Here is a 26,284-nt window from a genome sequence, read left to right as displayed (position 1 = left end):
CTAGCCCGCCGCGGGCAGCTTGTACTCGTGCACCGCCGGCACCTCGAAGGCGTCCTTGGCCACCACCAGGTTGCCCGGCACGGTCTTGCTCGGCTTGAGGATGTACGACTTGTAGGACGCCGGCTTGGTCGGGTCGGAGAAGTCCTGCGGCGCGCCGAGCCCGGTGTCCATCTGCTTCTGCTCCCGGTGCGCGGCGATGATCCCGGCGTGCGACAGGTCCTTCTTGGCGCACGCCGCCTTGAGGTCCTCGCCGAAGATCTTCATCGAGTTGTACCCGGAGATCACACCCTGATCGATCGTCCCGTCCGGGTACTTGGCCTTGTAGTCCGCGGCCAGCTTCTTCACCGCCGGGATGTCGGCCCCCATCGCGGGCGCCGAACTGACCACGTACAGCAGTTGTTCCAGCGCACCCGCCGCGGCACTGGCCATCACCTGGGGGTGGAAGCCCGGCGCACTGGTGAGCACCGGCACCCGCAGGCCGGCCACGGCGCCGAAACCGACCAGGGTCGCGGTCTGCGTCGGCCCGGCGCTGATCAGGATCGCCTTGACGCCGGCGCCGCGCAGCGCGGCGATCTGCGCGGTCAGGTCGGTGTCGGTCGCCTTGATCTTCTGCTCGACCACCTGCACGCCGAGCTTGCCGGCCGCGAACTTGGCACCCGCCAGGGCGTTCTCGCCGTACTCGCCCTCGAAGTAGACGTGCCCGACCTTGTCCCCGGACTTGAGCTGGGCGGCCTGTCCCAGGAAGTCCATCGCGTTGATCATGTCGATGTCGTAGGTGGTCCCGACGATCTGGATCTCGCGCCGATTGAGCAGCGTCGCGGCCCACGCCTGCGGGAAGGTCAGGATCTGATCCTGTTTCAGACTGTCCTGCAACGCGGTGACCACGGCCGAGCCGATCACCTGCGGGAAGCCCGCCACGCCGCCCTTGATCTCGGTGTAGGCGGCCACCGCCTTCTGCACGTCGTAGCCGTGATCGCGGACCGTGACGGCGAGCTTGCGCCCGCAGATCCCGCCCTGTGCGTTGACCTCGTCCACGTAGAGCTGTTGCGCGTTGACGATGCTCTTGCCCAGTGGCGCGTACGGACCGGACAGGTCGGTCAGCGCGCCGAGCGTGATGGTGGTGTCGGTGATCCCGGGCCCGGTCTTGACTCCACCGGACTGCTTGTCCTTCTTGTCGTCGTCGCCCTTGGTACTGCACGCCGTCGCGGCCATTACGAGCGCCGCGAGCGCCGCCCCCACACGCACGCCATTCCGGAGCCTCACTGTGTTACCCCTTCGAGCCGGTACGGATGGAGCCCTTGGTACGTCCCAGTCGTACGGTGCGGCGGCCGGTGGGAACGCCGCCGGGCCGACCGCGCAGCAGGCCCACCAGGCCGCCGGGCGCGAACAGCAGGACGAGCACGATCGCCGCGCCGTACAGGTAGCGCGCGGCCTCACCGGGGCCCACCCCGGAATCCGGGCTGCCCGGCGCCACCACCAGCGGCAGCGTGTCCGCGTACTTGCTCAACACCTGCGGCAACACGGTCACGAACGCCGCGCCCACCACGGCGCCGGTGACCGAGCCGAGACCGCCGATCACGATCATCGCGAGGTAGTCGATGGACAACGCGAGCCCGAAGTAGTCGGGCACCACACGGTTGAAGATCATCGCCAGCAGCGCGCCCGCGAGACCCGCGTACATCGACGACACCACGAACGCCGCCGAGCGGTAGCGGGCCACCGGAACTCCCATGACGGCGGCGGCGATCTCGCTGTCGCGCACCGCGCCCAGCGCCCGGCCCGGACGGCCGCGCAGCAGGTTGCGCGCGGTCAGGGCGGCGACCAGGACCAGCACCAGCGCGAAGTACCACAGCCGCTCCAGTTGTCCGAACGGGATGCCGAGTACTTCGAGGCCGTCCGGGTCGCCGTCGGTGAGCGTGAAGCCGCCGAACTCCATCGGGGTGACCGAGCGCCCGTTGAAGCCGCCGGTCACCGACTTGGCGTTGAGCATGACGTGGTGGCCGATGAACACCAGGGCCAGCGTGGCCACGCCCAGGTACATCCCGCGCAGCCGGCCGGAGATCGGGCTGAACAGGCCTCCCACGATGCCGGTCAGCAACACCGCGAGCACCAGCGCGAGCAGCGGCGGCAGACCCAATCCGCTGAGCCGTTGCACGCCGACCCTGCCCGAGTCGCCCGCGAACCACACGTAGCCGTACGCGCCACAGGCGAGGAAGAAGGCGTGCCCGAGCGAGAGTTGCCCGGTGGTGCCGGACAGCAGGTTCAGCCCGATCGCGCCGATCGCGGCGGCCATCGCGAACAAGCCGGTCTGCAACCAGAACGCGGTCACGTAGAACGGCAGCACCAGCAGGACCAGCACCACCGCCGTCACCGCGCCGGGCCCGGCCCACCCGCGCAGCCCCGGCGCGGCGGTCGAGGCGTGCCGCGCGGGCGGCGTCGCCGCGGGCACCGTCGTGGACACGCGGTCAGACACGGGCACGCTCCTTCGAGCCGAGCAGGCCGGTCGGCCGCCAGATCAGCACGAGCAACATCACGACGTAGGGGGCGACATCGCCGAGGTTGGCGCCCAGCCAGGTCATGTCGCTCTGGTAGCCCGCCATCAGCGCTGCGGTCAGCCCCACCACCAGGCTGCCGACCAGCGCGCCGGCGGCCGAATCCATCCCGCCCAGGATCGCCGCCGGGAACGCGGCCAGTGCGATCTGGCCGGTGGAGCGATCCAGGCCGGCGGACGGGAACGCGGCCAGGAACACCGCCGCCACCGCGGCCAGGGCGCCCGCGACGCACCACGCGGTGAGCTGGATCCGGCCCAGCCGGATGCCCATCAGCGCGGCGGCCTCCCGGTCCTCGGCGGCGGCACGCATCGACAGGCCCCACGCGGTGAACCGGAACGCCGCGAAGAACGTGCCGATCAACACCACCGCGACCACGATGCACGCGATCCGCGCGTCGGCGATGTGCACGCCGCCCCAGTCCCGCACGCCGGCCTTCCACGGATCGCCCAGGCTCAGCACGTCCGAGCCGATCCGACGGGTGAGTTCGGTGGTCAGCAGGATGTCCACGCCGATGGTGAGGATGGTCAGGGTGTGTACCTCGGTGCGACCCAGGCCCCGGATGAACAACACCTCGACCAGGCCCGCCACGGCGGCCGTCACCAGCACCGCGGCAAGCAGCGCGAGGGCGAAGCCGAGGTCGTCGTGCAGCTTGGCGACGGTGAATCCGCCGAGCAGCAGCAACGACGCGTGCGCGAAGTTGATCACCCCGGATGCCTTGAAGATGACCACGAACCCCAGCGCGATCAGCGCGTACACGGACCCGAGGGCGAAGCCGTTGAGGAGGATCTCGGCGAGCTTGGTCATGTCGGGACCTCCCGGTCGTTCCCGGCGTCGGTTGCCGCGGCCGCTTCCGTTTCCTCGCCGGTGCCGAGGTAGGCGCGGATCACCGCCGGGTCGCGCTGGACGTCGGCGGGCACACCGCCGGCGATCCGGCGGCCGAAGTCGAGCACGGTCACCTCGTCGGCGATCCGCATCACCAGGCCCATGTCGTGCTCCACCAGCACGATCGAAATGCCCAGCGACTCCCGGATCGAGGCGATCGCCTCGGCGGTCTCGGTCCGTTCCTCGGCGTTCATCCCGGCCACCGGCTCGTCCAGGAGCAGCACCTTGGGCTCCATGCACAACGCGCGGGCCATCTCGACCCGCTTGCGCATGCCGTACGGCAACAGCCCCACGGGCGCGTCGAAGACCTGGCCCAGATGCATGAACTCGGCGATTTCCCGGGCCCGTTCACGATGACGTCGCTGCTCGCGGACCACCCGGGGCAGGTGCAGCGCGGTGGCCGCGAACCCGGAACGGGTCAATACGTGCCGACCCAGCAGCAGGTTGTCCGCGACGGTGCCCCGGGTGAGCACGATGTTCTGGAAGGTACGGGCCAGGCCGAGCGCGGCGATGCGATGCGGCGGCAGCCGGGTCAGCTCGTGCCCGCCCAGGTGCACCGTGCCGCGATCGGCCCGGTAGACGCCGGAAAGCACGTTGAAGCAGGTCGACTTGCCCGCACCGTTCGGGCCGATCACCGCGTGGATCGAGCCCGGTGCGACGGTGAAGCCGACCGCGTCCAGCGCGACCAGGCCGGCGAAGCGCACGGTGATCGCGCGTACGGTCAGTTCGGGGACTTCGAACTCCGCCGCCCGGGCGGTCTCGGCCTGGCCGACGGTCATCCGACCCACCTCCGGAGCGGCTTGCGCGGGGTCGGCCGGGCGGGCGCCGCAGCGGTGTCCGGGCCCACCGCCTCCTCCTCGCCGAGGTACAACCGGCGCACCTCGTCGGTGCGCGCCAGGTCGGTCGAGGAACCGGCGAGTCGCACCTCGCCGACGTCGAGCACGTAGGCCTTGTCGGCGAGGTCGAGCGCGACCGTCACGTTCTGCTCGACGAGCAGAACGGCCACGCCCTGGGCGGCGATCTCCCGAATCACGCCCGCGATCCGGCCGACCATCATCGGCGCCAGACCGAGCGAGGGTTCGTCGAGCAGCAACAGGCGCGGCGCGGCCATCAACGCCCGCCCGATCGCCAACATTTGTTGTTCGCCGCCGGACAACAGCCCGGCCCGCTGGGCCCGTCGTTCGGCCAGTACCGGGAACAGCTCGAAGACCCGGTCGCGGTTGGCCCGGGTCCTGGCCGCGCCGCCGTTGCCCCGCCGAAGGCCACGTGTACTCAGCGCGCCGGCTTGCAGGTTCTCGTCCACCGAGAGATTGGCGAACACCCGCCGGCCCTCCGGGACCTGGACCACGCCGGCCCGGACGATCGCGGCCGGATCGCGACCGGTCAGGCGTACGCCGCCGTAGTGGATCGTGCCCGCGGCGACCGCGCCCCGTTGCAGGGACAGCGTGCCCGAAACAGCCCGAAGCAACGTGCTCTTGCCGGCCCCGTTCGCCCCGAGCACCGCCACCACGCCGTTCGGCGGCACGTCGAGCGAAATACCGCGCAGGGCCCGCACCGACCGCCCGTAGACGACCTCCAGCCCCGCCACGAGGAGCGCTCCCGATTCCACCGCACCCCTCCCCGCTGTTGGAGTGACCGCGATCACAGCACGGGGTGCGACCGGAGTCCAGATACCCGGGCCACATCGGGGCAGCCGACCAACGCGGCGCGTGGGGCCTTGTGCAGCGGCACAGAACCGGCGGGCGCGAGGCGGCGAATGGTTTCCGCCGACTCCGCTTCAGGTGCGCAGGCGGTGCGCGTCCAGGGCCAGGGCGAGCTCGACGAGGTCGCGGGGGAGGCCCAGTTCGCGGCCGGTGAGTTGTTCCAGCCGGCGCAGCCGGTTGAGCACGGTGTTGCGGTGGCAGAACAACCGGCGGCCCGCGCGCACCGCCGAGCCGCCGCAGTCGAGCCACGCGCCGAGCGTGCCGAGCAGCAGATCGCGGTCCACCGGGTCGAGCGCCAGGATCGGCCCGAGTACCCGTGCCGCGAGATCGTGCGCCAGATCGGGTTGCGAGGCGACCAGCGCGGCGGGCAACCGCTCGTCCAAACGGGCGCATTCACCGTCGGCGGTACAGGTGCGCAACGCGATCTCGGCGAGCCGCCGCGCCCGGCCCAGGGCGGCCAGCCCGTCGACGATCGCACTGATGCCGGCCCGGGATCCGGTGGCCGGGCCGAACGTTTCGGCAACCTCGTCCAGCCCCGCGGTGCCGAGCAGCACGACCGCGAACTCCCCCTCCATCCGGGCCCGCCACACCACCCGCACGCCGTCCGGCGCCGGCCGCCGAGGCGCGTCGTGCACCCCGGTACCGGGGAACGGATGGCGCAACGCGACCACGGCGTACCGACCGCGCTCGGGCAGGTCCAGCACGGCAGCCGCGGCGGCGAGGTCGGCCGCCGGCGCGCGACCGTCCAACAGCGTGTCCAACAGGGCGTGCACCCGCTCGTCATGACGGTTCGTCAGCTCGGCCTCCACGCGCCGATACGCGTCGGCGATCGCACCGGCATGCCCGTCGACGAAGTTCCACACGTCGGTGGCCACGTGCACCAACAGCCGTACCTCGTCCGGCTCCTGCTCCGCGGCGACCTCGACCAGGGTCTGCCACAACAACACCCCGCCGAGTCGATAGGCGTGCAACAGCGCCTCCAGCGGCACGCCTTGCTCGGCCCGCCGCCGGGCCAGCCGCCCGGAAGCCCACCGGCTGCCCTCCAACTCGCGAGGCCACACCGCGAGCGCCGCCACGCCGACCCGCAACGCCTCGTGCGCACTCTGCCAGAGCTCGTCCGGCGGCACACCGCCCGCCAGATACGCGGGTTCGAGCGCCTGGAGCTCCGCCACGAGCCGATCCGTCAACTCCGGCAACCGCGCCGGCAACACCCGAGCCGCCCGCCGCAACAACGCGGTATGAGCCGACCCGCCGGACAACTCCGCTTCGACCATCGTTCCCCCACCCACCAGGCCAAGGACGCCGTCCGGGGCAGCCTGACAGATCCCGACCCCCGGCAAACAGCACAAGTCCCAGCCGCAGCCGACCTGTGATGTGCACTCGAACCCGGCGGGGATCGGGTGCCGCCGGGCACGGGGTCGGCGGCCGGCCCGATCAATAGGCGGTGGCTCGCACCCGGTCCAGGTCGTCCAGGATGCGGTCCAGGTCCGCCGGGGCGGAGACGTACGCCGACACCGCGCGTTGGAAGGCGCTGCGCATCGTGGTGGGCATCAGGTCGGAGGCGTCGAAGCGGATCGCGGGGGCGGTGGCCAACGCGGTGCCCAGGCGCCTGGTCACCTCGTCGCGGTAGGCGTCGGGGGAGACGTTGCGGTCCGGGGACAGGGCGTTGCCCGACTGGACCCACCGTTCCTGAGCCGGCGTGCCGGTGAGGTAGGTCAGCAATTGCCGGGCTGCCGGGGTCTCGTGGAACATCGCCGCGACGTCGCCCGCCACCTCGCGCGGACTGGGGGTGCCGAAGCCCGGGAAGGCGAACGTGTCGTAGTCGCGCGGGGCGCCGGGCGCGGTACGGGCGTCGTAGTTGCCGGCCATGAACGAGCCCTGGTGGTCGAACACGCAACCGCCGCGCGGGTCCAGCACCTCGGCCGACTTGTCGAACCCGGTCAGCAGCGTGCCGATCGATCCGCCGGGAACGGTGTCCGGCGTACCGGGCAACGCGCCCCACGCCTGCCACGCGGCGCGGATCTCCGGCGCTCGCCAGGAGAGTTCGCCTCGCGCCCAGGCGTCGTAGATGTCCGATCCGGAGCGGGCCAGCACGAGATCCTCGATCCAGTCGGTACCCGGCCAGCCCGATGTGGTGCTGGAGGCCAGCCCCATGCACCACGGGGTGATCCCGGCGGCGCGCAACTTCGCGGTGGTGGACTGGAGTTGCGCCCACGTGGTGGGTATCGGCTCGCTCACCCGGGCAAGTTTGGCCGGGTTGTACCAGATCGTGCTCTTGAGCGCGGCCTTGAGAACCACCGCCAACTGCCGCCCGTTGACCCGGCCCGGCGCCAACCACTCCGGCGCGTATCCCGGCCGGATCCAGTCCAGGGGCGCGAGTTTGTTCGTCTTGGCGTAGTGCAACAGGTCGCCGGGCGAGCTGAGTACGGCGATCTCCGGCGGGTCGCCCTCGTCCACTCGGCCGGCCAGTACCGCCGCGACGTCACGGGTGCCCTGGAAGCGCACGTCGATCCCGGTGTCCTTCTCGAACGGCGCGACCACGTCCTCGAACGCCCGTTTCTCGGCGTCCTCCCAGGTGCCCAGGACGTGCACCACCCGAGTCGACTCGCCGGTCGAGCACGCGACCGGGACACAGCCCGCAACGACCAGGAGCAGGGCGCCGAACGCCGACCTCGACCTGCCGATTCCGGTCACCGGAGCCTCCCGTATTCGACGCGGCGGATCAGCAACCCCGCGACGCTCAGCACGAGCACGACCACGCATGTCACCGGGCCACCGAGGGTGAGCCCGCCGTCGTCGGCGGCCTCCGTCAAGGCCGCGTCGGCCGCCCCGCGGCCCTCGATCAGGGCGTCGGTCAACGCCGCCTGGGCGTCGTCGGCCGCGCCGGACATCCGGTCCGCGGCCCGACCGGTCAACAACGCGGTTCCCGGTCCGCCGTCCCGGGTGCCACCCGGCGGCGCCTGGGCCTTGGTGCGCTCGGCGGCGGCCCGCAGCGCGGTCAGCGCGGTGAGCGCCCGAGCACCCGCCTCGCGCAGCGGCCGTGAGCGGTCCTCGGCCATCGCGGTGGCGATCAGGCCGCCGAACCGGGGGTCGCCCCCGGTGCGCACGGCCTCGATCTCGACGGCCGACGGAAGCGGGTCGACCAGATCCCGCAGCGTCAGGCCCGCCTTGACGTCGCTGCTGCGCGGTATGCCACCGGAGGCGATGTCCAGGGCCGCGGTGCCGACCACCTCGTGCACGGCGGTCCGCGCCTGCCACAGCGCGGACTGCTCGGCGACCCGCCGCCCGGCACCCTCGGCGAGCCGGTCGTGCGTGGTCTGAGCGTGCAGCACGGTCCAGGCGATCAGGCCGGCCAGTCCGGCGGCGCCGAGCAACAGCAGTGGGCTGATTCGGCGGCGGAAGCGGCGGCGCAGATAGCCGTGCGCGATCAGTACGAGCAGCAGGGCCACGAACGCGGTGGCGCCGAACGGGACCGCCACGTAGGTGCCCACCCACCAGGTCGAGCGCGCCTCGCGGATGTCCGCCAGGTCCGCGCGGCGCTGCTCGTACAGGCTGGTCACGATCGAGCGCCGCAGGTCGGAGGCGTAGAACACGTTGGCCAGGGACAGCGGCCCGTCGCCACCGGTCTGGGCCAGGCCGACCATGATCGTGTACTCGACCATGAGCGCGTTGACACCGGTGAGGCGGGCCCGGGCGCCGGAATCGTCGCGGTGCAGGTCGGCGGCCAGGGTCAGGAACTGGTTCGCCCGCTTGACCGCGTCCTGATAGTCCTGCCCCGGCCCGGTCAGCGAGAACGCCCCCGACACCAGGCTCGTCGCGGTGGCCCGATCGGCCTCGGTCAGTGCGGCCGCGGCCTGGTCCAGGGCGAGCGCGCCCGGGATCCGACGCTCACGCAACTCGGCCGTCGTCGCCTCGGATCGGTCGGCTATCAACACGGACAGGGTCAGTACGGGGGCTAATGCGAGGACCACCAAAAGCGCCAGGCCCACCAATCGCCCCGGCGTGGACGAGGGTAACCGCGGTCGCGGTCCCCTCGACGGACGACGACTCGCTACTGCCGCGGTATTGGACATGGAACGGGCGCCCCCTCGTTCCGCTCGGCGATCCGGTCAGGCTAGACGTGTGATCGGCCGGTTACCACATGGTGTTCACTCTTGTGGCGATAGGCGCACACATGCTAGGTACGAGGCGTTTCGCCCGACTCGGGCCTCGGATCTCGCCCCGCGGTCGTGTCCTCGCCGCCCTTCCCGTCCGCCCTACAAGAACGTGTCCCGTCCCCCGTTCACGATCAGGGTCTGCCCGGTCACATAGCGGGACCCCGCCCCGCACAAGAACACCGCGGGTGCGCCGATATCCGTTTCCGGGTCGCCGACTCGGCGCATCGGCACCTTGTCCGCGATCCGGGATTCCATGGTCGGGTCCGCCTCGAACGCGGATGCCAGTGCCGGCGTCACGGCCAGCGGGGCGAGCCCGTTGACCCGCACGCCGCTCGGGCCCCACTCGCGGGCGAGCGCCTTGACGAAGCCGCGTTGTGCGCCCTTGACGCCCGCGTAGAAGGACAGGTTGGCGCTGCCGCGCATGCCCGCCGGCGAGGTCAGCAACAACAACGCCCCCCGGGTCTCGCGCAGATGCGGGTAGGCCGCGTGCGCCACCGTGAACGAGCCGGTGAGCGAGACGTCCGCGTGCTCGCGCCACAACTGCGGCCGCGCTCGCTCGAAGTCCACCGGTTCGCTGGAGCGACGCGAAGTCGCGTTGTGCACCACCGCGTCCAGCCGGCCGAACCGGGTCACGGTCGCCTCGATCGCGGCGCGTACCGACTCCGCCGAGGTGACATCGCACTCGGTCGCCCACCCGCTGCCGCCGCGCGCGGTGATCTCCGCGACCACCTCGGCACCGGCCGCGAGTCGGCGCGCGGTCACCACGACGGTGAAACCGGCCGTCGACAGGGCGAGCGCGATCCCTCGACCGAGCCCGGCCGCCGCCCCCGTCACCAACGCCACCCGCGCGGCCCCGGCATCCCCGGCCACGTCCTTGCTCCCGCCACCGGTGTCCCCGGCCACGCCCTCACCCGACTCCCCGCTCACGGCGCCATCAGCGCTCCCCCGTCCACGACCAAAGTCGTCCCCGTCAACCGCCCCGCCGCAGGCGCCACCAGCAGCGACATCGCGTCCGCGACATCCGCCGCCGTGCCGGCCCCCGGCAACACCGCCTCGCCTCGGTCCACATCCGTGCCGCGCAAGTGTTCCGCGCCGTAGGCGAACACGTCCGGGGTGACGATGTTCACGGTGATCCCGTCGGTCGCCCAGCGTCGGGCCGCCGACTTGGCCAGCGCGCGCAGCGTCTCGGCGGCGGTGGCCAGCGGGACCAACTCGGCGGCGCCTTCGAGCGCGACGGCGGGCACGACCAGTACGAATCGGCCCCGGCGCGGGGCCAGCACCTCGTGGGCGACCTGGAGCACGGTCAGGCCGTGCCGTATCGGGTCCTCCGCGAGCCGCTGCCACTCGGCGCCGGTCAGGCCGGCCAGCGGGCGTGGTACGAACGCCTCGACGGACACCAGCGTGTACACGAGCACATCCACCCCGTCGTGGCCCGCGTCGCGCAACGTCGAGCCCAGGGCGGCCCGGAAGTCGTCCGGATCATCGAGCACATCGAGCGAAGCACCCAGAGTCACCACGCCACCACCATCGCCACCACCCTCGGCGATCCGCCCCGCAACCGACCCCGGCTCGACCGGATCGCACCAAACCAGCTCGTAACCATCCCGAACGAGCCGCCGCGCGACCGCCTCCCCGACGTCGTCGGCACCCACGACGAGGGCAACACGTCTGCTCACGAGACCTCCGAGTGCTCCGAACGCGGTGAAACCGGGAAAGCGGGAAGCGGGAAAGCGGTGAAAACGGTGATCGACAGCGCGATGGAACCACCGATTCCGTCAATTGACCATGCGTCAGCTCCAACCCGCGTGTCGGCCGTTTTGTTTTGCCCGGTGCTGTGTTGTGCTTCCAGGCACACCCGGTGATCAAGCGAGGGAGCGGTCGTGGCGACCTACGTCTACCGATGTGCCGACTGCGGCGACTTCGAGCTGGTCCGCCCGCTCGGCGAGGCCCGCACGGACGAGTGTTGTCCCGACTGCGCGGCGCCCGGCCGACGCGTGTGGACCGCACCTCGACTCCGCGACAACGGCGTCGGCATGCGTACCGCCGCCGCCGAGGAGCGCTCGGCGCACGCCCCCGCCGTGACCTCGGGCCCGCCGCCCGGATCGGGTGTACGCGGGCCGGGCGACCCCCGGCACGCGCGTCTGCCCCGGCCCTGACGCATCGTCAACGGCCGCCGTACCTCCGATTCTTCGAGGAGTCACATGCCCGAGGTCGTGTTCGGTGTCGACCAGTCCCGCCCGTTCCGGGAGCAGAAGGCGCTCGGCCACAACCGTTGGCACCCGGACGTACCACCGGTGACGGTGGTCAAGCCCGGGGCCGAGTTCCGGATCGAATGCCGCGAGTGGTTCGACGGCACGATCGGCAACAACGACAGCGCCGACGACGTACGCGACGCGGACCTGACGATGGTGCATCAGCTCAGCGGGCCGATCGGGGTGGAGGGGGCCCGGCCGGGCGATCTGCTGATCGTGGACATCCTCGACGTCGGCGCCTGTCCGCAGGACGACACCTTCTCGGTGACCGGCCCGGTGGCCGGCCAAGGCTGGGGCTACACCGGCCTGTTCGCGAAGGAGAACGGCGGCGGCTTCCTCACCGACCACTTCCCGGGCGCGTACAAGGCGGTGTGGGACTTCCACGGACAGCGGGCCACCTCCCGACACATCCCCGGCGTCGAGCTGACCGGCATGATCCACCCCGGCCTGATGGGCACCGCGCCCTCCGCGCGCCTGCTCGCCGAGTGGAACGCCCGCGAGGGCGCGTTGCGCGCGACCGACCCGAACCGGGTGCCGCCGCTGGCCTTGCCGCCCGAGCCGATCGCGGCCCTGCTGGGCTCGATGGACGCCGCCCAGGCCGCAGCCGCCGCCCGCGAGGCCGCGCGGACCGCGCCGCCGCGCGAGAACGGCGGCAACCAGGACATCAAGAACCTGACCGCCGGTTCGCGGATCTTCTACCCGGTGTTCGTCGACGGCGCCAAACTCTCGGTGGGAGACCTGCACTTCTGCCAGGGCGACGGCGAGATCACCTTCTGCGGCGCGATCGAGATGGGCGGGTTCATCGACCTGCGGGTGGACGTCCTCAAGGGCGGGATGGAGACGTACGGCGTCACCACGAACCCGATCTTCATGCCGGGACGGTCCGCGCCCCAGTACTCGGAATACCTGACCTTCACCGGATTCTCGGTCACCGAGGACGGCGAACAGCGCTACCTGGACTCGACCCTGGCCTACCGGCGGGCGTGCCTGAACGCGATCACCTACCTGACCAGGTTCGGCTACACGCCCGAGCAGGCGTACCTGATCCTGGGGGCGGCGCCGATCGAGGGGCGGTTCTCCGGCGTGGTGGACATCCCCAACGCGTGCGCGACGCTGTACGTACCGACCGAGATCTTCGACTTCGACATCCGCCCGTCGGCCTCGGGACCGGCCTTCGCCGACCGCGGGCAGTGTGCGACGACGAGCGGCTGAGCCGACCCGGCGGTGCGCCCACGCGCCAGGCGTGCGTGGGTGCACCTCGGCCGAGTGGTTGTCGGCCTGACCCCGTAGCTTCCTGGTGAGGACGCCACGGAGGGTGCACGAGTGTCGAAGACCGCCATGATCGCGCTGCTGGCCGAGATGAACGATGCCGACGGAACGATCTTCGCACGGATCCGGGAGGAGATGCCGGCGGCACTGCGCGACACCGAGGTGATGCCGCCCGCCGTGGTGCGCACCGCACTGCACCTGGCCGACGACGCCGCGCTGTTCGCGATCGCGGGCAACCTGGGGGTGCCGCGCGGTGCGCTCGCCGAGTTGTACGGCGGCCCCGCCCTCCCGACGTTGCGGACACTGCGCGCACTCGGCCCGAGAAACCCGCGCGCGTACACCGAAGCAACGCGTGGCATCGGCGAGTTGCTCGACCGACACCTCGGTGGTTCGGCCGCCGCCTGGGGCCGGTTGTTCGCGTTGTTGCCGACCTTCGAGGGGCCGCTCGGCGCGGCGATCGAGGCGGCGGGCGCCGATGCGGAGACCCCCGGCCTGCGCGTTCGCGCCGACCTGCGTTCGGACGTACGCCACTTGCTCCTGCTCGCGGCGCCGGCGTCACTGGCCGAGTTGCTCCCCGCGCTGCCCGCGCACACCGTGCGCGACCTGCTCCGGTTCGGTGCCCGGGTGCCGCCGGCGGTGCTCGCGGACGTGATCGCCCGGGCCACCCCCGCGCAGCGCCTGGTACTGGCCCGCGCCCGACGGAGCCGGCCCGAGGTGGCCGGTGCTCTGCTCGCCCTGGGGGATCCCGCGACGAACGCGGCGATCTACCTCAACCCCCGTAGCGGGCAAGCGATCCGAGCCCGGATCATGGCCTCCACCACGCCGCTGCACCCGAGTCTGGTGGAACGGGTGTGCAACGACTGGGCGATCACGATCCGCCGACCCGCCCTGTGGTCGGGCGACCCGGTCCTGGTGCGGGCCGCGCTGCTCAAGCGCGACGCGATGACGATCACCCTGCCCGAGTGCCTGGCGATCTGGCAGGCCAAGGGCATCGAGGGGTTGCGCCCGCACACCCGGCACCTGATGCGGCCCACGAACGGCGCCGAACCGCAGCCTTACCGGGCGCCGCGCTATCGCTCGCTGTTGCTGATCGCGCTGATGCGCCTGTACGAGCGCGCCGGCGCCGCGGCCGCCCTCGACCTGGTGAACGAACTGTCCCTGGACCCACGATTGGCCGAGTTGTGCCGCGAACTGGTGTCCTCGCCCACCGGGATCGCCGCGCTGCGGGAGCGGGTGGCCCGCTCGACGGGCAGCCGGGTGCTGATCCGCCGCCTGCGCGGTTACGTGCCCGGCTTCGCCTGGCCGATGCTGGAGACGAGCATCGTGGACTGGGCGCAGGTCGCCCCGGCGCACCGGCGCACGCCGTTCACCGACCGGGCGTTGGCGATGCTGATCGAACAGGACGGCTGTCCGGCCGAGTTGCAGCGCGAAGCGGGATCCGTCCCGCCCACGCCGGGAGTGACTCGGCGCGGGCGGTGGCCCGTTCCCGTGGTGTGGTCGGACCCGACCCGCAGACGCAATCTCGCCCTGCACACGACCGAGGCGGATCTCGCGGCCGACTTCGCGGCCGGCCGGACACCGATCGGCGAGTTGCCGACCCGAACGCGCGCGGCCGCGGCCGCCGAACTGCTCGCCCTCCGCGACACGATCGCCCCCGACGCCCGTGCGGCCCACCGACTCCACGACGATTTCGCCGAGTCGATCGACCGGCACGTCCCCCCGGCGGACCGTGTCGCGTTCGCCGTGGTCGCGCTGCGCCTGCTCCCCGAGTTCGAGGGCAGCCTGGCCGAACTCGTCGAAACCGCCGCTGCCGCCGCGCGCGGCTGACCTTTTTTCCACCGCCGGCCCCGAGCGGGCCCGCCTCCCGAGAGGGCTTCCCGACATGCACTACGGCTCCGCGTTCGCGCTGCTCGCCGCGCTGGACAACGCCAACGGCGAGGTGTTCGCCCGGGTACGCGGCTCCTACGCGCCGCACCTGGGTGAGGCAGCCGGCCTCCCGGCCCCGCTGATCACCTCGGCGATCCGATACGGCACCGGCGCCGAGCTGATCAAGATCGCGGCGCGGACCCGAAACCTCCGGATGCTCGACGAACTTCTCGCCGAGGCCGGCCCCGCCGTCGCCGTCCTGCGTTTCCTGCGGCATTGCGGCGCGAGCAACGGCATCTCCTACCTGCTCCCGATGACCGAGGTGAGCGCGCTGCTGGGTGCGCGGCTCGGTGCCGATCCGCGAGCCTGGTCGCGACTGCTGACCCTGCTGCCCGACTGCCAGGGCACCGTGGCCGAACTCGTCGAGGCGGCCGCCGCCGGCGAGGGCGGTACCGAGGCGATCCCGACGCCGTCGCGCACGGTGGCCGGCGAGTGGCGGCAACTGCTGCTGTCGACCCACCCGGATCACCTCGCGGCGCTCGTCCCGCACCTGCGCCCGCCCACCGTGCTCGACCTGGTGCACTTCGGCGCCCTGCTGCCCGCGTCGGTCGTCACCGAGGCGGTGCGCCGCGCGACGCCGCGGCAACGCCGGGCCCTGGCCGCCGCGCATCACCTGCGCCCGGAGGGATACGACGCGCTGATCGACCTGGGCGATCCGGAGCTGAACGCGGTCGTCTACGCCAATTCCTGGGCCGGCGACCGGGAGCGGAACCGGATCATGGCCGCCGCGGCCGAGGTCCCGCTCGACCCGGCCACGATCGAGCGGGTGCTCGGCGCGAACAACGCCCGCTACCGGCGCCCCGCGGTGTGGTCCGGCGATCCCGCCCTGGTGCGTGCGGCGCTGCTGCGGGTGCGCCACATGGGCGCGTCCGCCGCCGAGTGCGTCGAACTGTGGAAACGCGGTGGGATCGAGGCGCTGCGCCCGCAGTTCCGCAACAACTACCAGCACAAGCAATACGAGCCCTTCGTGGTGCCGCTGCACCGGGCGATCCTGCTCGGTGCGCTGCTCGCGCTGTGGGAGCGGCACGGGGTGGCACAGGCGGAGCTCCTGGTCGACGAGCTGCCGCTGCGCGAGGCGTCGGCGGCCAAGCTGCGCACGATGTTCGCGGCGGGGGACGCGGGTCGTGTGCGACTGCGGGCCGAGTACGAGCGCGAACTCGCCCGGCGGGCCTCGCGGTCCGCGCATCCGAGCGTGCCGCAGGGCTTCCGGATCGCCGCGCCGTGGCAGCCGCAGGCGGGCTGGGCCACGCTCGTGGCCGCACACGCCAAGGAGCCGTTGCCCGGGGTGACCGCCCGCTTTTTGACCGAGTTCCCGGGCTGCCCGACCGCGATCGCCGAGGCGACCGAGGACGACGACACGTTGCGCGGGCGGTGGCCGGCGCGCGAGAGGTGGTACGGGACGCATGCGCGCGACCAGGTCCACACGAACGAGGTGCGTCGATTGCGTGCCGAAATGGCGAGGATTCCGGGGCTGGTCGAGCGGGTGTTCGCCGACGGCACGCCCGCCGAACGGGCGCTGGAGCTCTACGACCGGATCCAGCGGTACGCCCCCGACCCGGAGTCGGCGGCGGAGCAGCGCGCGCGGATGACCCGATACATCGACGAACACCTGGGCGAAGGGCTGGAGGCGCGGGTGATCGCCGCGCGGATGGCTCCCGCGTTCGCCGGAACGTTGTCCGAGCTGTTCGCGACCGCAGCCGCCGCGGCCGGCTGAGCGGGCCCACAAGGCGACGCCCTCGGCGTGGGCGGCGGCGGGTGGAGGCCGGGACGACATCGGCGTGGACGTGGGAAAAGTGTCGGTGCGGAGGTCGGAAAAGCGTTGGTGTGGAGGTCTGATTCGGGGTACCGATGCACACGTGACGGATGAGCGCGTACTGACGTGGCAGGTGACCGAGAGCGGCGGTCAGGAGACCTCCTGGGTCGAGTTGGGGAAGTCGCGGCTCTCCGCGCGCGGCGAGGCGCTGGGCACCACGCCTCGGTCCTATCGACTCACCTACGAGCTGGAGACGACGCAGGACTACGTGACCACCCGATTGCGGGTGGTCGCGCAGGGCGCGGGCGAGACCAGGCGGCTGGATCTGCGCCGCTCGGCCGACGGCTGGACCGCGGACGGCGTGCCGCGACCGGACCTCGCCGACGCGCTCGACTGCGACCTGGGTCTGTGTCCGCTCACCAACACGATGCCGATCCTGCGGCACGGCCTGCACGAGGAGGCCGGCCGGCATCGTTTTCTGATGGCCTTCGTGGCCGTGCCGGAGTTGGTGGTGGAGCCGTCCTGGCAGACGTACACGCATCTCGGGGTGGAGCCCGACGGGGCGCGGGTGCGCTACGAATCCGGCGACTTCCGCAGCGATCTGCTCGTGGATCACGAGGGATTGGTGTTGGACTATCCGCAATTGGCCACCCGAATCTGAGTCGGCCGACGACCACTGCCGGTGATCATGGCCGTAACAGTCCTGTTGCTCTTGCCGTCCGGCTGTGAAGGCTTTGGCCGGATTCCATAAAATTCGGTCCCATGAGCTCCTCCTCGGACGCAGCGTCCCCGCTGCCCGCCCGCACTCCAGGTCTGCCCACCAGGGTGCCGCAACCCCGTCAGGGCGGTCGGCACCGTCGGCCCGATTCCCATGAACTCCCGGAGGCCGCCAAACCGTTGATTCTTGCCGTGCCCGGTCCCGCGACCGCCGACCTGCTCGCCGTGGTGGGCGAGGTCGCGCTGTTGGCCGGCGCGGATCTACCCGGCCTGGACATCAGGCCGGTGGTGATAGAGGAGGGCGAGACCGACCTCGTCGCCGTTCTGCGCGGCGCACCGTCGGCGGTCGTCGTCCCGCTCCTGCTCGGTCCGAACGCCGAGGCCGCGGCCCGGATCGAGGCGGTGCTCGCCGGCACGGAGGGCGAGTTCCTGCGCTGCGGCGTGCTCGGCCCGCATCCGCTGCTGGCCGAGGTGCTGCACGAGCGGCTCTCCGAGGCCGGCCTGGCCCGTGCCGACCGGGCCCGCCTGTTCAGCGTCGCGACCGCCGCCGAGGGGATCGTGCTGGTCACCGACGGTGGCCCGGAGGCCGTTGCCGCGGCCGAGGTGACCGGGGTGCTGCTCGCCGCCCGCCTCGCGCTGCCGGTGATGACCGCCGACCTGGGTGACCCCAAGACGGTGCTCGCGGCGGCCGAGCGGCTGCGCGAGATGGGTGCGGCCTCGATCGCGCTGGCGCCGCACGTGCTCGGCCCGGATGTCGAGACCGGCCGGATCGCGGACATCGCGGCACAGTCCGGCTGCACGGCGGCCGAGCCGATCGGCGCGCACACCTCGGTGGCGAAGCTGATCCTGCACAAGTACCTGGAGGCGTGCGGCTAGCCGCACACCTCGCCGGGTGTGCGGCCGACCGCACACCTCGCCAGGCGGCGCATGGCTCCCCCCGTGCCATGCGCCGCCGAATCGTGCCCTCGACCGCCCACCGGCCCGGGCGGCGGCGCCCGGCCTCCGGTGTCGAGCCGGTCGAATCCGGGGTTCCGCGAGCCCGGATGGGCTGAGAGGGTTCCGCCAAACGGCGGCTCTTCGGCTGCGCCGCCGGGACGGGGGGAACACGGGGCCATGGACACGTCACGCAAGAAATATCGTTTCGCCATCGCGCTGGTGGCGGTCGGCCTGCTGGCCGGACTGATCACCCTGATCTGGGAGGCGGACCGCACCCGGGACACCCCGCACAAGGATTCGGCGGCCTCGGTGCCCACCCCCTCCGCGCCCGGCTCCGGAGCGCCCGGAGGCGCGAGTCGGCCGACCAGCCTCACCCTGACCACCACGGGGGACGTGCTCGCCTATCCGACGATCATCGCCCAGTCCGAGCTCGACGCGGGGGGCGGGCCGAGCGGCGCGGGCGGATCGAGCGGCGCGGGCGGCTCCGGCAACGACTTCCACAAGATCTTCGCGGACGTGGTGCCGCTGGTGCAGAAGTCCGATCTGGCGCTCTGCCACATGGAGACGCCCTACGCCCCGCCCGAGGGCCCGTTCACCGGCTACCCGATGTTCGCCGCGCCCCCGCAGATCGCCCGCACGCTCGCGGACACCGGATACGACGGTTGCTCGACGGCGTCCAACCACACGCTCGACGGCGGCTTCACCGGGCTGCGGCGCACGCTGGACACGCTGGACGCGGCGGGCGTACGGCACGCGGGCAGCGCGCGGACCGAGCAGGAGGCCGCGCCGACGATCCTGGACGTCAAGGGCGTCAAGGTCGCGCACCTGTCCTGGACCTACGACACCAACGGCATCCCGCTGCCCGAGGACAAGCCGTGGTCGGTCAACGTGATCGACAAGGACCGGATGATCGCCCAGGCCCGGGCCGCGCGCGCCGCCGGCGCCGAACTGGTCCTGCTCAGCGTGCACTGGGGCACCGAGTGGCAGCGCGAGCCCGACGCCCAACAGCGCGCGCTGGCCAAGGAGTTGACCGCCTCGGCGAACAACGGCGTCAAGGACGTCGACCTGATCATCGGTACGCACAACCACGTGCCGCAGGCGTACGAAAAGGTCAACGGCACCTGGGTGATCTACGGCATGGGCGACGAGTTGGCCAACTTCCCGGACAAACCGCGCGGGAACTACAGCTCGGCCGGGCTGTTCACCTTCTCCCGGGACGCCGCCGGGACGTGGAGCGTGACCGAGGCGCAGTTCCGCCCGCTGTACTCGCATCCGGGCCCGCCGTTTCGGATCCTGGACGTGAACAAGGCGCTGGCCGACCCGACCACCCCCGCCGAGACCCGGGCGCTGTTGCAGACCGCGCGCTCGACCGTGGTGGACGCGGTCTTCTCCGAGGGCGCGGCGGGGGCGGGACTCACCGAATCGAAATAGTCGAAGCAGTCGGAGCAACCGAAGCAGTCGAAGAGGGAGAAGGCGGAGGAAGAGGAGCGGTACCGAGACCCGCCGTCACGACGTCGGGAGGGCGTCCCAGAAAGCCAGTTCGTAGCTCTGCATCAGTCGGGCCGCGGTCTTGGCGCCCTCCTGGTCGTCGCCCTCGTCCAGGCCGGTCTGCAACAGGGTCAGCGCCGCGTCCTCGAAGCCCGGCGGCAACGACGCGAAGAAGGTGAAGAACGCGACCTGGTCCTCGGTCAACCCGTGGTGGTTCCGCAGCGCCTGCGCGAACCGCTCGCAATACCCGCCCCAGAAACCGAAGTTGGCCAACAGGGCGAGCGCGACCTCGGCGCGCGAGCCGTACTGGGCCAACCAGGCCAGGTGATGCGGGTAGCCCTGCGCCGCGGCGTTCGGGGCGTACCCGAGCAGGTCGGCGGCGCCCATGCCGATCGCCTCCGCGTACGGCATCAACAATTGGAAAGCCTGACTCTCGCCGCCCGCCAGCGCCAGGAACAGCGGTGTCGCCTCCGGGAATCGGGACGCGAGCAGGGCGAACGAACGCCGGTCGCTCAGGATGATCCGGTATTCCTCGCCGGCGATCCGACGCAGCGCGTCGACCTCCACCGGACCGGCCTCGGCCCGGTCCACGAACCGATTCGTCGAGCCTGCGGTCAGGTCCTGTACCACCTGGGTGTAGAGCATTCGCGCGTCCATGCCGCCACCGTTCGTTCGCCTGGTCGATACCGCTTGTCGATGCCGTCACCGGGGCCGTGCCGCCGCCCCGGTGCGGGAGTCCTATCTCTCCCCGGGAACCGGGCGATCCACGCCTTCGGGGGTGATCCTCGGGATCCGGGAATGCCTGCCGGATCGGATGTGCGTGGTTAAGCTCTGGCGGCACGGGCGACGGAGGAGCGGGCGTGACCGAGGACGACAGGGCGTTGCCCCCGCAACTTCGGGACGTCCTGCGCGAGTCCGGCCGACGGCTGGGCTACGACCGGGGCGACGCGCTGTTCATGGAGGGCGACCACCCGCGCCATGTGGTGTTGATCGAGCACGGACAGGTCAAGATCGAGCGGGCCACCTCGGACGGCTCGGCGGTCACCATCGCGGTGCGTGGGCCCGGCGAGTTGGTCGGCGAACTGGCCTGTATCGACGGGCGCGGCCGGTCCGCGACCGTGGTCGCGCTGGGGCCGGTGGTGGCCGTACTGGTGCCGCTGTCCCGCTTTCGCGAGTTGCTCAACACGAACGCGCCGCTGGTGTACGCGGTGTTGATCCGCACCGTGTCCCGGATCCGCGAGTCGGACCGGTGGCGGGTCGAGTACGGCGCGCTGGCCACCGGGCGTCGGGTGGCCCGGGCGCTGGCCGACCGCACGCTGGGCAGCGCCGAGGGGCCGTGCGTGATCCGAACCACGCAGCAGGAACTCGGCGACGCGATCGGCATTTCGCGGGAATCCGTGGTCCGCGCGCTGCGGGTGCTGCACGAATCGGGGTTGGTGCAGACCCGGCGCGGCAGCATCGTCGTGCCCGATCCGCCGGCTTTGCGCGAATGGGCCGACGGATAACGCGTTGTGTGTCATCTGACGCGTACAACCGGCCGCCGCCGGAGTACTCCTTGAGGGGCAGGGAGCGAGGGCGCACAAGCGCACGGCGCGGTGGGGGGAATCCGTGGGAGCCAAGTCGCGGTACATGTCGATCCTGGTGCTCGACGTCGAGCGATTCGGCCGACGTTCGGACGTGACCCAGGAGTGGGTGCGCGGGCGGCTGTACGAACTGCTGCACTCCGCGCTCGAATCGGCGGGCATCGCCTGGAACGCGTGCGTGGTCGAGGACCGCGGCGACGGGGCGATCCTGCTGATCCCGGCGAACGTGCCCAAGGAGGACCTGACCGATCTGTTCATCGACCGGCTGCACGCCGGGCTGCGCAACCACGATCGGCACGCGAGCGACGAGGCGCGGATCCGGCTGCGGGTGTCCCTGCACGCCGGCGACGTCGTACAGGACACCCGGGGCTGGTCGGGCAGCGCGATCAACACCGCGTGTCGGCTGGTCAACGCCGACCCGCTGCGTGAGGTGCTGGCCGCGGCCGAACGCGCCTGCCTCGCGCTGATCGTTTCCCGGTCCTGGCACGAGGCGGTGGTCGTCCCGGAGCGCGGCGGCCTGGAGAGCTCGGCGTACGGGGAGGTGCACGTGCAGGCCAAGGAGGTCGACGAGACCGCGTGGGTGTACGTGCCCGGCTATCAACGTCCACCCGCCACGGGCACCGACCATGTGGCGACTCCACCTCGGGTGCGGAAGAGGGCTGTCCAGCGCGGGGGGCTGGACAGGGGCTTCAGCTTCGACGGTGAGGTTCGCCAACCTCGGTGACGTGGTGGGTGGGAGGACACACTCGGTGCGCCGGGTCGAACGGGCCGACCGATGGGGGCGGTCTCGACCGGCGCACGGCGGCCGGCGCCGGCGGGCCTGGGAGGGAGAGGTCCGGCGGCGCTCGGCACACCGACGGACGGTCGTGTCCCCACGCGCGGGGACACGACCGTCCGTTGGGTGCGGTCTCGGCTCGGTCCGGTCCGGTCTCGTCCCGGACCTCGACCGGTCTGGCGTGCCGTCGATCAGGAAGTCGGCGGCATCAGCACGGTGTCGACGATGTACACGGTCGCGTTGCCGGTCTGCACGTTGCCGCAGACCACCTTCGAGGCGTCGTTGACGGTGTACGTCCCGCCCGCGCCCTTGGTGGTGAGCTGCTGCTTCTCCAGCGTCTCGAACGAGCCGCCGTCGAGCCCGGTGGGCGTGAGCCGCTGCCCCACCACGTGGTAGGTCAACACCTTGGTGAGCGCGGCCTTGTCGGCCAGCAGCTTGTCCAGGGTCTCCTTCGGGATCTTGGCGAACGCGTCGTTGCTCGGCGCGAACACGGTGATGTTCTGCGCGGTGTTCAGCGTGTCCACCAGACCGGCGGCCTGGACGGCGGTCACCAGCGTGGACAACACCGGATTGTGCGAGGCGGCCGTGGCGACCGGGTCCTGGGCCATGCCGGCGAAGCTGCCCGCACCGGTGGCGGGCACGGCCGAACACGCGCTGCCGAACGGTGCGGAGGCGGTGCTCGTGCTGCCCCCCGCGGGGCCGGGGGTACCGGCGCCGGCGGCCGGCGCGGCCGGCGCGGAGGCCGCGCTCTTCTTGGCCGAGTCGTCCTTGTCGTCGCTGCCACAGGCGGCCAGCGGGATCGCGAGCGCGGCCAGGGCGGCCGCGGTGGCGATGGCGCGGGGGAGGCGGATGTCGGTGATCATCAGGGGCTTCCTTCTGTCTTTCGGATGGGATCGTGCCGGGTTGGTTGATGTGGCCGGCCCGAGGGCGGAATCGAGGGTCGATCAGGTGACGGTGACCACCACCGAATGCCGGCCGGTGGCGCCGTCGGGCACCGTGCCGACCCGTTTGTCGGTCTGCACGGCGCCGCCCGCGTCCGTGGCGCGGACCTCGATCCGGTGCGAGCCGGGTGTGCTCGGCGTCCACTCCCACACCCACTGGCGCCAGGTGTCCGTACTGGGCACCTCGGCCAGTCGGGCCGGTTGCCACGGGCCGCCGTCCACGGCGACCTCGACGGCCGACACGCCCCGGTGTTGGGCCCAGGCGATGCCCGCGATCGGCACCGGCGTACCGATCCGAAGGCGCGCGAACGGCTTGGGGGTGTCGATCCGGGACTGGGTCTTGATCGGCGCCTGTTGCGACCACGTGCGCTTGACCCAGTAGGCGTCGTAGTCGGCGAACGTGGTCAGTTCGAGATCCTTGAGCCACTTGCACGCCGACACGTAGCCGTACAGTCCCGGCACCACCATCCGGACGGGATAGCCGTGTTCGAACGGCAGCGGCTCGCCGTTCATGCCGATCGCGAGCAGCGCGTCCCGCCCGTCCATGACCACCTCGACCGGGGTGCCGATGGTCATCCCGTCGGTGGATCGGGAGACGAGCTGGTCGGCGGGACCACCCCGGGACGGCGGCCGCACACCCGCCTCGCGCAGCAGATCGGCCAGGCGCACGCCCAGCCACCGCGCGGTGCCGGTATACGGGCCGCCGACCTCGTTCGACACACAGGTCAGGGTGAGATCGCGCTCGATCAGGGGGCGGCGCAGCAGGTCGTGGTAGGAGAAGGTCAACGGCGTGCGCACGCCCTTGCCGTGGATCCGCAACGACCAGTTCTCGACGTCGACGCGCGGCACCACGAGGGCGGTGTCCACCCGGTAGAAGTCGCTGTTCGACGTGGTGAACGAGGACAGTCCGGCCAGCCGCAGATCGACGCCGGCCGGCAGCGGCGGGGCCGGTTCGGCCGGCGCGGGCAGCCTGATCCGGTTGCGGAAGGCGGCGATCGAGGCGCGCCTGCCGTTGCCGATGAGGCGGCCCGCGGTGCCGGCCACCACCGAGCCCGCGGCCACCGTGCCGGCGGCGATCAGGAAGGCCCGACGATCGAATGCACGATCCCGCGCGCGCACCGCGACCACCGGCCTGGTCAGCCACCACAGCGCGGCTGCCCCGGCGACGCCGCCCAGCAGGGACGGCAGGACATCCACGTATCCGGCGCCGGCCCGGTGCCGGGCCGCGAACGCGCCGAGCAGGCCGAACGCGAACACCCCGGCCATCGCGGTGCGCCGCAAGCGCAGCGCCAGGCCGCCCAGGCCGAGGGCGATCAGCGCGAGGAGGACCAGGATTCCGGCCTGCAGCATCAACTTGTCGTCGGTGCCGAACTCCCGGACGGCCCAGTCCTTCACCGCCGGGGGAGTGCGGTCGATGACGGCTCCCCCCACGGCGGTGAGAGGCCCCGCCTCGGGCCGGACGAACGCGGCGCCGAGTTCGGCGACGGCCAGTGCCGCGCCGGCGGACAGCAGTCCGCTCAGCGCGCCCGTTCCGGCCCGCATCCATCGGCGGGTGCTGTTTCCCTTCACGGTGAGCCATTCGCGGCCGACGGTGCTCCGGATTGGCCGTTCACCCGAACGGGTTTGCCGCGTTGCGATCTCCGGGGAGCGGCTCGGAAATCGTTCGGAAATCGCTCGTCGTCCACGGCAATCCGTTCGCTGTTCGGCGCCGAACATTGGGTCGGAGTGTCGGCGCCCGCCACGGGTGACCTCCTCGGGATCGGCGCGAGTGGGAGTGGGACATGGACGATCGGTACGGACACCGCCGCCGAGGCGGGCGCGGATGCGGGCGCAGGTGCAGGTGCAGGTATCGGCGCGGGCGCGGGCGCGGGGACGGACGCGGGCCCGGATTCGGGCGCGGCATCGGGATGCGTGGTGAGCACGGGTGAGGACCGCCGTGCACATCGCCTCGTCCGGGGATCGCGGGCCGTCGCTGGAGGACCGGCTGGTGAGCGTCGCGCAGGGCGACCGGGAGGCGTTCGCGTTCGTCTACGACGCGGTGATCGGCGCGGTGCTCGGCGTCGCGCGTCGGGTGGTCCGCGATCCGGCGCAGTCGGAGGAGGTGGCGCAGGAGGTGTTGCTCGACGTGTGGCGTACCGCCGCCCGCTTCCGCCCGGACCGGGGCAGCGCGATGACCTGGATCCTGACCATGGCCCACCGGCGTGCGGTCGACCGGGTGCGCTCGGCCCAGGCGGCCACCGATCGGGAACACCGCACCGCGATCCGCGAGCACACCACCGAGTACGACGAGGTGACCGAGGAGGTCGAGGCCCGACTCGAACGCGAGCAGGTGCGGCGTTGTCTGCGCACGCTGACCGAGTTGCAGCGTCAGTCGGTGACCCTGGCCTACTACCGGGGCTGTACCCATCGGGAGGTGGCCGGCCTGCTGGACGTGCCGTTGGGCACGATCAAGACCCGCCTGCGGGACGGCCTGATCCGCCTGCGCGACTGCCTGGGAGTGGGCACATGACCCCCGCCGACCTGCACACGATGACGGGGGCGTACGCCGTGCACGCCCTCGACGAGGACGAACGGCGGGAATTCGAACGCCACCTGACGGTGTGTCCGGCCTGCGCGCAGGAGGTTCGCGAGTTTCGCGAGACCGCCGCCCGGCTGGCCTCGGCGGTCGCCGAGACGCCGTCGGCACAACTGCGGCGCCGGGTGCTCGACGGCATCGTGACCGTACGTCAGTTGCCGCCCGAACTGCCCGCCCGGCAGCCGGCCGTCGGCGCGGGGCCGGGCCGGACCCGGCGGGTCACGGTGTTCGTGCTCGCCGCGTGCCTGGCCGCGATCGGCGTGCTCGGCGGGGTCGCGATCGACCAGTATCGGGACGCCCGCAGAGCCGAGCACACGGTGGGCGCACAACGCGAGCGTGCCGCCGTGATCGAGGCGGTGATCACCGCGCCGGACGCGGTCCAGGCGTCGGCACCGGTGACCGGCGGCGGTACGGCACGGGTGGTCGTCTCCCGCGCGCTGGATCGCACCGTGCTGTTGACGTCCGGGCTGCCCACCTTGCCGAACGCTCGGGTGTACCAGGGCTGGTACGTCGACCACGGCCGCATGCGTTCGATCGGGACGTTTCGGCCGGGCACCGCGTTGCTGGCGTCGGCGGTCGATCGGGCCTCGGGGGTCGGGGTCACGGTGGAGCCGGCGGGCGGCTCGGCGCAGCCGTCGGGGGACCCGATCGTGCTGCTCGAATTCGCGGGTGGGCGGGCATGAGGGTCCGTCGGGCGGATCCGAACGGCGCGCAGAGGAGCCGGCTGCTCACGGTCGGTGGCCGAGGGGGGTGACGGAACTTGATTTGTGCTCGG

24 protein-coding genes are annotated in these 26,284 nt (G+C 72.0%); 11 read left to right on the top strand and 13 right to left on the bottom strand.

The window, feature by feature from the left end; translation table 11 throughout:
- The 10 genes from ACH4U8_RS04810 to ACH4U8_RS04765 all read right to left on the bottom strand — a co-directional run bounded on the left by ACH4U8_RS04810 (position 1) and on the right by ACH4U8_RS04765 (position 10,970).
- Positions 1–1,212: an ABC transporter substrate-binding protein gene (locus ACH4U8_RS04810; RefSeq protein ID WP_360319474.1), complete on the bottom strand. Its 1,212-nt coding sequence runs from the start codon at positions 1,210–1,212 to the stop codon at positions 1–3.
- 55 nt (positions 1,213–1,267) lie between these two features.
- Positions 1,268–2,473, bottom strand: a complete 1,206-nt coding sequence (locus tag ACH4U8_RS04805) for a branched-chain amino acid ABC transporter permease (protein WP_395775827.1) — start codon at positions 2,471–2,473, stop codon at positions 1,268–1,270.
- The gene (locus ACH4U8_RS04800) at positions 2,466–3,356 is read right to left on the bottom strand and encodes a branched-chain amino acid ABC transporter permease (protein ID WP_379990238.1); all 891 of its coding nucleotides are present in this window, start codon (positions 3,354–3,356) and stop codon (positions 2,466–2,468) included. Before ACH4U8_RS04800 ends, ACH4U8_RS04805 begins: the two co-directional genes overlap by 8 nt.
- A complete protein-coding gene (locus ACH4U8_RS04795; RefSeq protein ID WP_360319412.1) occupies positions 3,353–4,213 on the bottom strand; it encodes an ABC transporter ATP-binding protein in 861 nt (286 codons plus the stop codon). The genes ACH4U8_RS04800 and ACH4U8_RS04795 overlap by 4 nt, the downstream gene beginning before the upstream one ends.
- Positions 4,210–5,043, bottom strand: coding sequence for an ABC transporter ATP-binding protein (locus ACH4U8_RS04790; protein WP_360319414.1), 834 nt, complete (start codon positions 5,041–5,043; stop codon positions 4,210–4,212). Before ACH4U8_RS04790 ends, ACH4U8_RS04795 begins: the two co-directional genes overlap by 4 nt.
- 168 nt (positions 5,044–5,211) lie before the next feature.
- Positions 5,212–6,411, bottom strand: coding sequence for a helix-turn-helix domain-containing protein (locus tag ACH4U8_RS04785; protein WP_360319416.1), 1,200 nt, complete (start codon positions 6,409–6,411; stop codon positions 5,212–5,214).
- Positions 6,412–6,571: 160 nt separating this feature from the next.
- Complete coding sequence (locus ACH4U8_RS04780) at positions 6,572–7,831, bottom strand: ABC transporter substrate-binding protein (protein WP_360319418.1); 1,260 nt, start codon at positions 7,829–7,831, stop codon at positions 6,572–6,574.
- Positions 7,828–9,072: a hypothetical protein gene (locus ACH4U8_RS04775; protein WP_395775826.1), complete on the bottom strand. Its 1,245-nt coding sequence runs from the start codon at positions 9,070–9,072 to the stop codon at positions 7,828–7,830. Before ACH4U8_RS04775 ends, ACH4U8_RS04780 begins: the two co-directional genes overlap by 4 nt.
- A 321-nt stretch (positions 9,073–9,393) precedes the next feature.
- Positions 9,394–10,221, bottom strand: a complete 828-nt coding sequence (locus ACH4U8_RS04770) for an SDR family NAD(P)-dependent oxidoreductase (RefSeq protein WP_395775825.1) — start codon at positions 10,219–10,221, stop codon at positions 9,394–9,396.
- The gene (locus ACH4U8_RS04765) at positions 10,218–10,970 is read right to left on the bottom strand and encodes an SDR family oxidoreductase (protein ID WP_395775824.1); all 753 of its coding nucleotides are present in this window, start codon (positions 10,968–10,970) and stop codon (positions 10,218–10,220) included. Before ACH4U8_RS04765 ends, ACH4U8_RS04770 begins: the two co-directional genes overlap by 4 nt.
- A 204-nt stretch (positions 10,971–11,174) precedes the next feature.
- Between ACH4U8_RS04765 and ACH4U8_RS04760 the strand changes: the two genes are divergently transcribed.
- The 7 genes from ACH4U8_RS04760 to ACH4U8_RS04730 all read left to right on the top strand — a co-directional run bounded on the left by ACH4U8_RS04760 (position 11,175) and on the right by ACH4U8_RS04730 (position 19,578).
- Positions 11,175–11,450, top strand: coding sequence for a zinc ribbon domain-containing protein (locus ACH4U8_RS04760; RefSeq protein ID WP_360319426.1), 276 nt, complete (start codon positions 11,175–11,177; stop codon positions 11,448–11,450).
- A gap of 45 nt (positions 11,451–11,495) precedes the next feature.
- Positions 11,496–12,758: a formamidase gene (fmdA, locus tag ACH4U8_RS04755; RefSeq protein ID WP_360319428.1), complete on the top strand. Its 1,263-nt coding sequence runs from the start codon at positions 11,496–11,498 to the stop codon at positions 12,756–12,758.
- 111 nt (positions 12,759–12,869) lie between these two features.
- Complete coding sequence (locus ACH4U8_RS04750; protein WP_395775823.1) at positions 12,870–14,642, top strand: hypothetical protein; 1,773 nt, start codon at positions 12,870–12,872, stop codon at positions 14,640–14,642.
- Between the two features lie 55 nt (positions 14,643–14,697).
- Positions 14,698–16,455 carry a hypothetical protein gene (locus tag ACH4U8_RS04745; protein ID WP_395775822.1) on the top strand — a complete coding sequence of 586 codons (1,758 nt, stop codon included), beginning with the start codon at positions 14,698–14,700 and terminating at the stop codon, positions 16,453–16,455.
- 142 nt (positions 16,456–16,597) lie between these two features.
- Positions 16,598–17,155, top strand: a complete 558-nt coding sequence (locus ACH4U8_RS04740; RefSeq protein ID WP_360319434.1) for a putative glycolipid-binding domain-containing protein — start codon at positions 16,598–16,600, stop codon at positions 17,153–17,155.
- A 101-nt stretch (positions 17,156–17,256) separates the two neighbouring features.
- Positions 17,257–18,087, top strand: a complete 831-nt coding sequence (locus ACH4U8_RS04735) for a hypothetical protein (RefSeq protein WP_360319436.1) — start codon at positions 17,257–17,259, stop codon at positions 18,085–18,087.
- A 237-nt stretch (positions 18,088–18,324) separates the two neighbouring features.
- Complete coding sequence (locus ACH4U8_RS04730; protein WP_395775821.1) at positions 18,325–19,578, top strand: CapA family protein; 1,254 nt, start codon at positions 18,325–18,327, stop codon at positions 19,576–19,578.
- Between the two features lie 75 nt (positions 19,579–19,653).
- On the opposite strand, the gene ACH4U8_RS04725 is transcribed toward ACH4U8_RS04730, so the two are convergent.
- On the bottom strand, positions 19,654–20,292 hold the full coding sequence (locus tag ACH4U8_RS04725; protein ID WP_360319440.1) for a transcriptional regulator: 639 nt from the start codon (positions 20,290–20,292) through the stop codon (positions 19,654–19,656).
- 203 nt (positions 20,293–20,495) lie between these two features.
- On the opposite strand from ACH4U8_RS04725, the gene ACH4U8_RS04720 reads away from it, so the two are divergent.
- Together ACH4U8_RS04720 and ACH4U8_RS04715 are read left to right on the top strand one after the other, a co-directional pair.
- Positions 20,496–21,140 (top strand): Crp/Fnr family transcriptional regulator, encoded by a 645-nt coding sequence (locus tag ACH4U8_RS04720; RefSeq protein WP_360319442.1) that lies wholly within the window; start codon positions 20,496–20,498, stop codon positions 21,138–21,140.
- A gap of 103 nt (positions 21,141–21,243) precedes the next feature.
- Positions 21,244–21,942: a hypothetical protein gene (locus ACH4U8_RS04715; RefSeq protein ID WP_360319444.1), complete on the top strand. Its 699-nt coding sequence runs from the start codon at positions 21,244–21,246 to the stop codon at positions 21,940–21,942.
- 242 nt (positions 21,943–22,184) lie between these two features.
- On the opposite strand, the gene ACH4U8_RS04710 is transcribed toward ACH4U8_RS04715, so the two are convergent.
- Both ACH4U8_RS04710 and ACH4U8_RS04705 read right to left on the bottom strand, forming a co-directional pair.
- A complete protein-coding gene (locus ACH4U8_RS04710; protein WP_360319446.1) occupies positions 22,185–22,856 on the bottom strand; it encodes a fasciclin domain-containing protein in 672 nt (223 codons plus the stop codon).
- A gap of 81 nt (positions 22,857–22,937) precedes the next feature.
- The gene (locus ACH4U8_RS04705) at positions 22,938–24,476 is read right to left on the bottom strand and encodes a molybdopterin-dependent oxidoreductase (protein ID WP_395775820.1); all 1,539 of its coding nucleotides are present in this window, start codon (positions 24,474–24,476) and stop codon (positions 22,938–22,940) included.
- Between the two features lie 382 nt (positions 24,477–24,858).
- Between ACH4U8_RS04705 and ACH4U8_RS04700 the strand changes: the two genes are divergently transcribed.
- Both ACH4U8_RS04700 and ACH4U8_RS04695 read left to right on the top strand, forming a co-directional pair.
- Entirely contained in the window at positions 24,859–25,443 is a 585-nt protein-coding gene (locus ACH4U8_RS04700) for a sigma-70 family RNA polymerase sigma factor (protein WP_360319450.1), read from the top strand.
- Positions 25,440–26,192 carry an anti-sigma factor domain-containing protein gene (locus tag ACH4U8_RS04695; protein ID WP_395775819.1) on the top strand — a complete coding sequence of 251 codons (753 nt, stop codon included), beginning with the start codon at positions 25,440–25,442 and terminating at the stop codon, positions 26,190–26,192. The genes ACH4U8_RS04700 and ACH4U8_RS04695 overlap by 4 nt, the downstream gene beginning before the upstream one ends.
- Positions 26,193–26,284: the final 92 nt, after the last annotated feature.

The organism is Embleya sp. NPDC020886, assembly GCF_044333915.1.
Lineage (GTDB): Bacteria > Actinomycetota > Actinomycetes > Streptomycetales > Streptomycetaceae > Embleya.
This window is presented reverse-complemented; position numbering and strand designations above follow the sequence as displayed.

Coding starts and splice junctions, on each gene's coding strand:
- ACH4U8_RS04810 (WP_360319474.1), bottom strand. CDS start 1,212: ATGGCCGCGACGGCGTGCAGTACCAAGGGCGACGACGACAAGAAGGAC.
- ACH4U8_RS04800 (WP_379990238.1), bottom strand. CDS start 3,356: ATGACCAAGCTCGCCGAGATCCTCCTCAACGGCTTCGCCCTCGGGTCC.
- ACH4U8_RS04795 (WP_360319412.1), bottom strand. CDS start 4,213: ATGACCGTCGGCCAGGCCGAGACCGCCCGGGCGGCGGAGTTCGAAGTC.
- ACH4U8_RS04785 (WP_360319416.1), bottom strand. CDS start 6,411: ATGGTCGAAGCGGAGTTGTCCGGCGGGTCGGCTCATACCGCGTTGTTG.
- fmdA (WP_360319428.1), top strand. CDS start 11,496: ATGCCCGAGGTCGTGTTCGGTGTCGACCAGTCCCGCCCGTTCCGGGAG.
- ACH4U8_RS04745 (WP_395775822.1), top strand. CDS start 14,698: ATGCACTACGGCTCCGCGTTCGCGCTGCTCGCCGCGCTGGACAACGCC.
- ACH4U8_RS04735 (WP_360319436.1), top strand. CDS start 17,257: ATGAGCTCCTCCTCGGACGCAGCGTCCCCGCTGCCCGCCCGCACTCCA.
- ACH4U8_RS04730 (WP_395775821.1), top strand. CDS start 18,325: ATGGACACGTCACGCAAGAAATATCGTTTCGCCATCGCGCTGGTGGCG.
- ACH4U8_RS04725 (WP_360319440.1), bottom strand. CDS start 20,292: ATGGACGCGCGAATGCTCTACACCCAGGTGGTACAGGACCTGACCGCA.
- ACH4U8_RS04710 (WP_360319446.1), bottom strand. CDS start 22,856: ATGATCACCGACATCCGCCTCCCCCGCGCCATCGCCACCGCGGCCGCC.
- ACH4U8_RS04705 (WP_395775820.1), bottom strand. CDS start 24,476: ATGCGGGCCGGAACGGGCGCGCTGAGCGGACTGCTGTCCGCCGGCGCG.
- ACH4U8_RS04695 (WP_395775819.1), top strand. CDS start 25,440: ATGACCCCCGCCGACCTGCACACGATGACGGGGGCGTACGCCGTGCAC.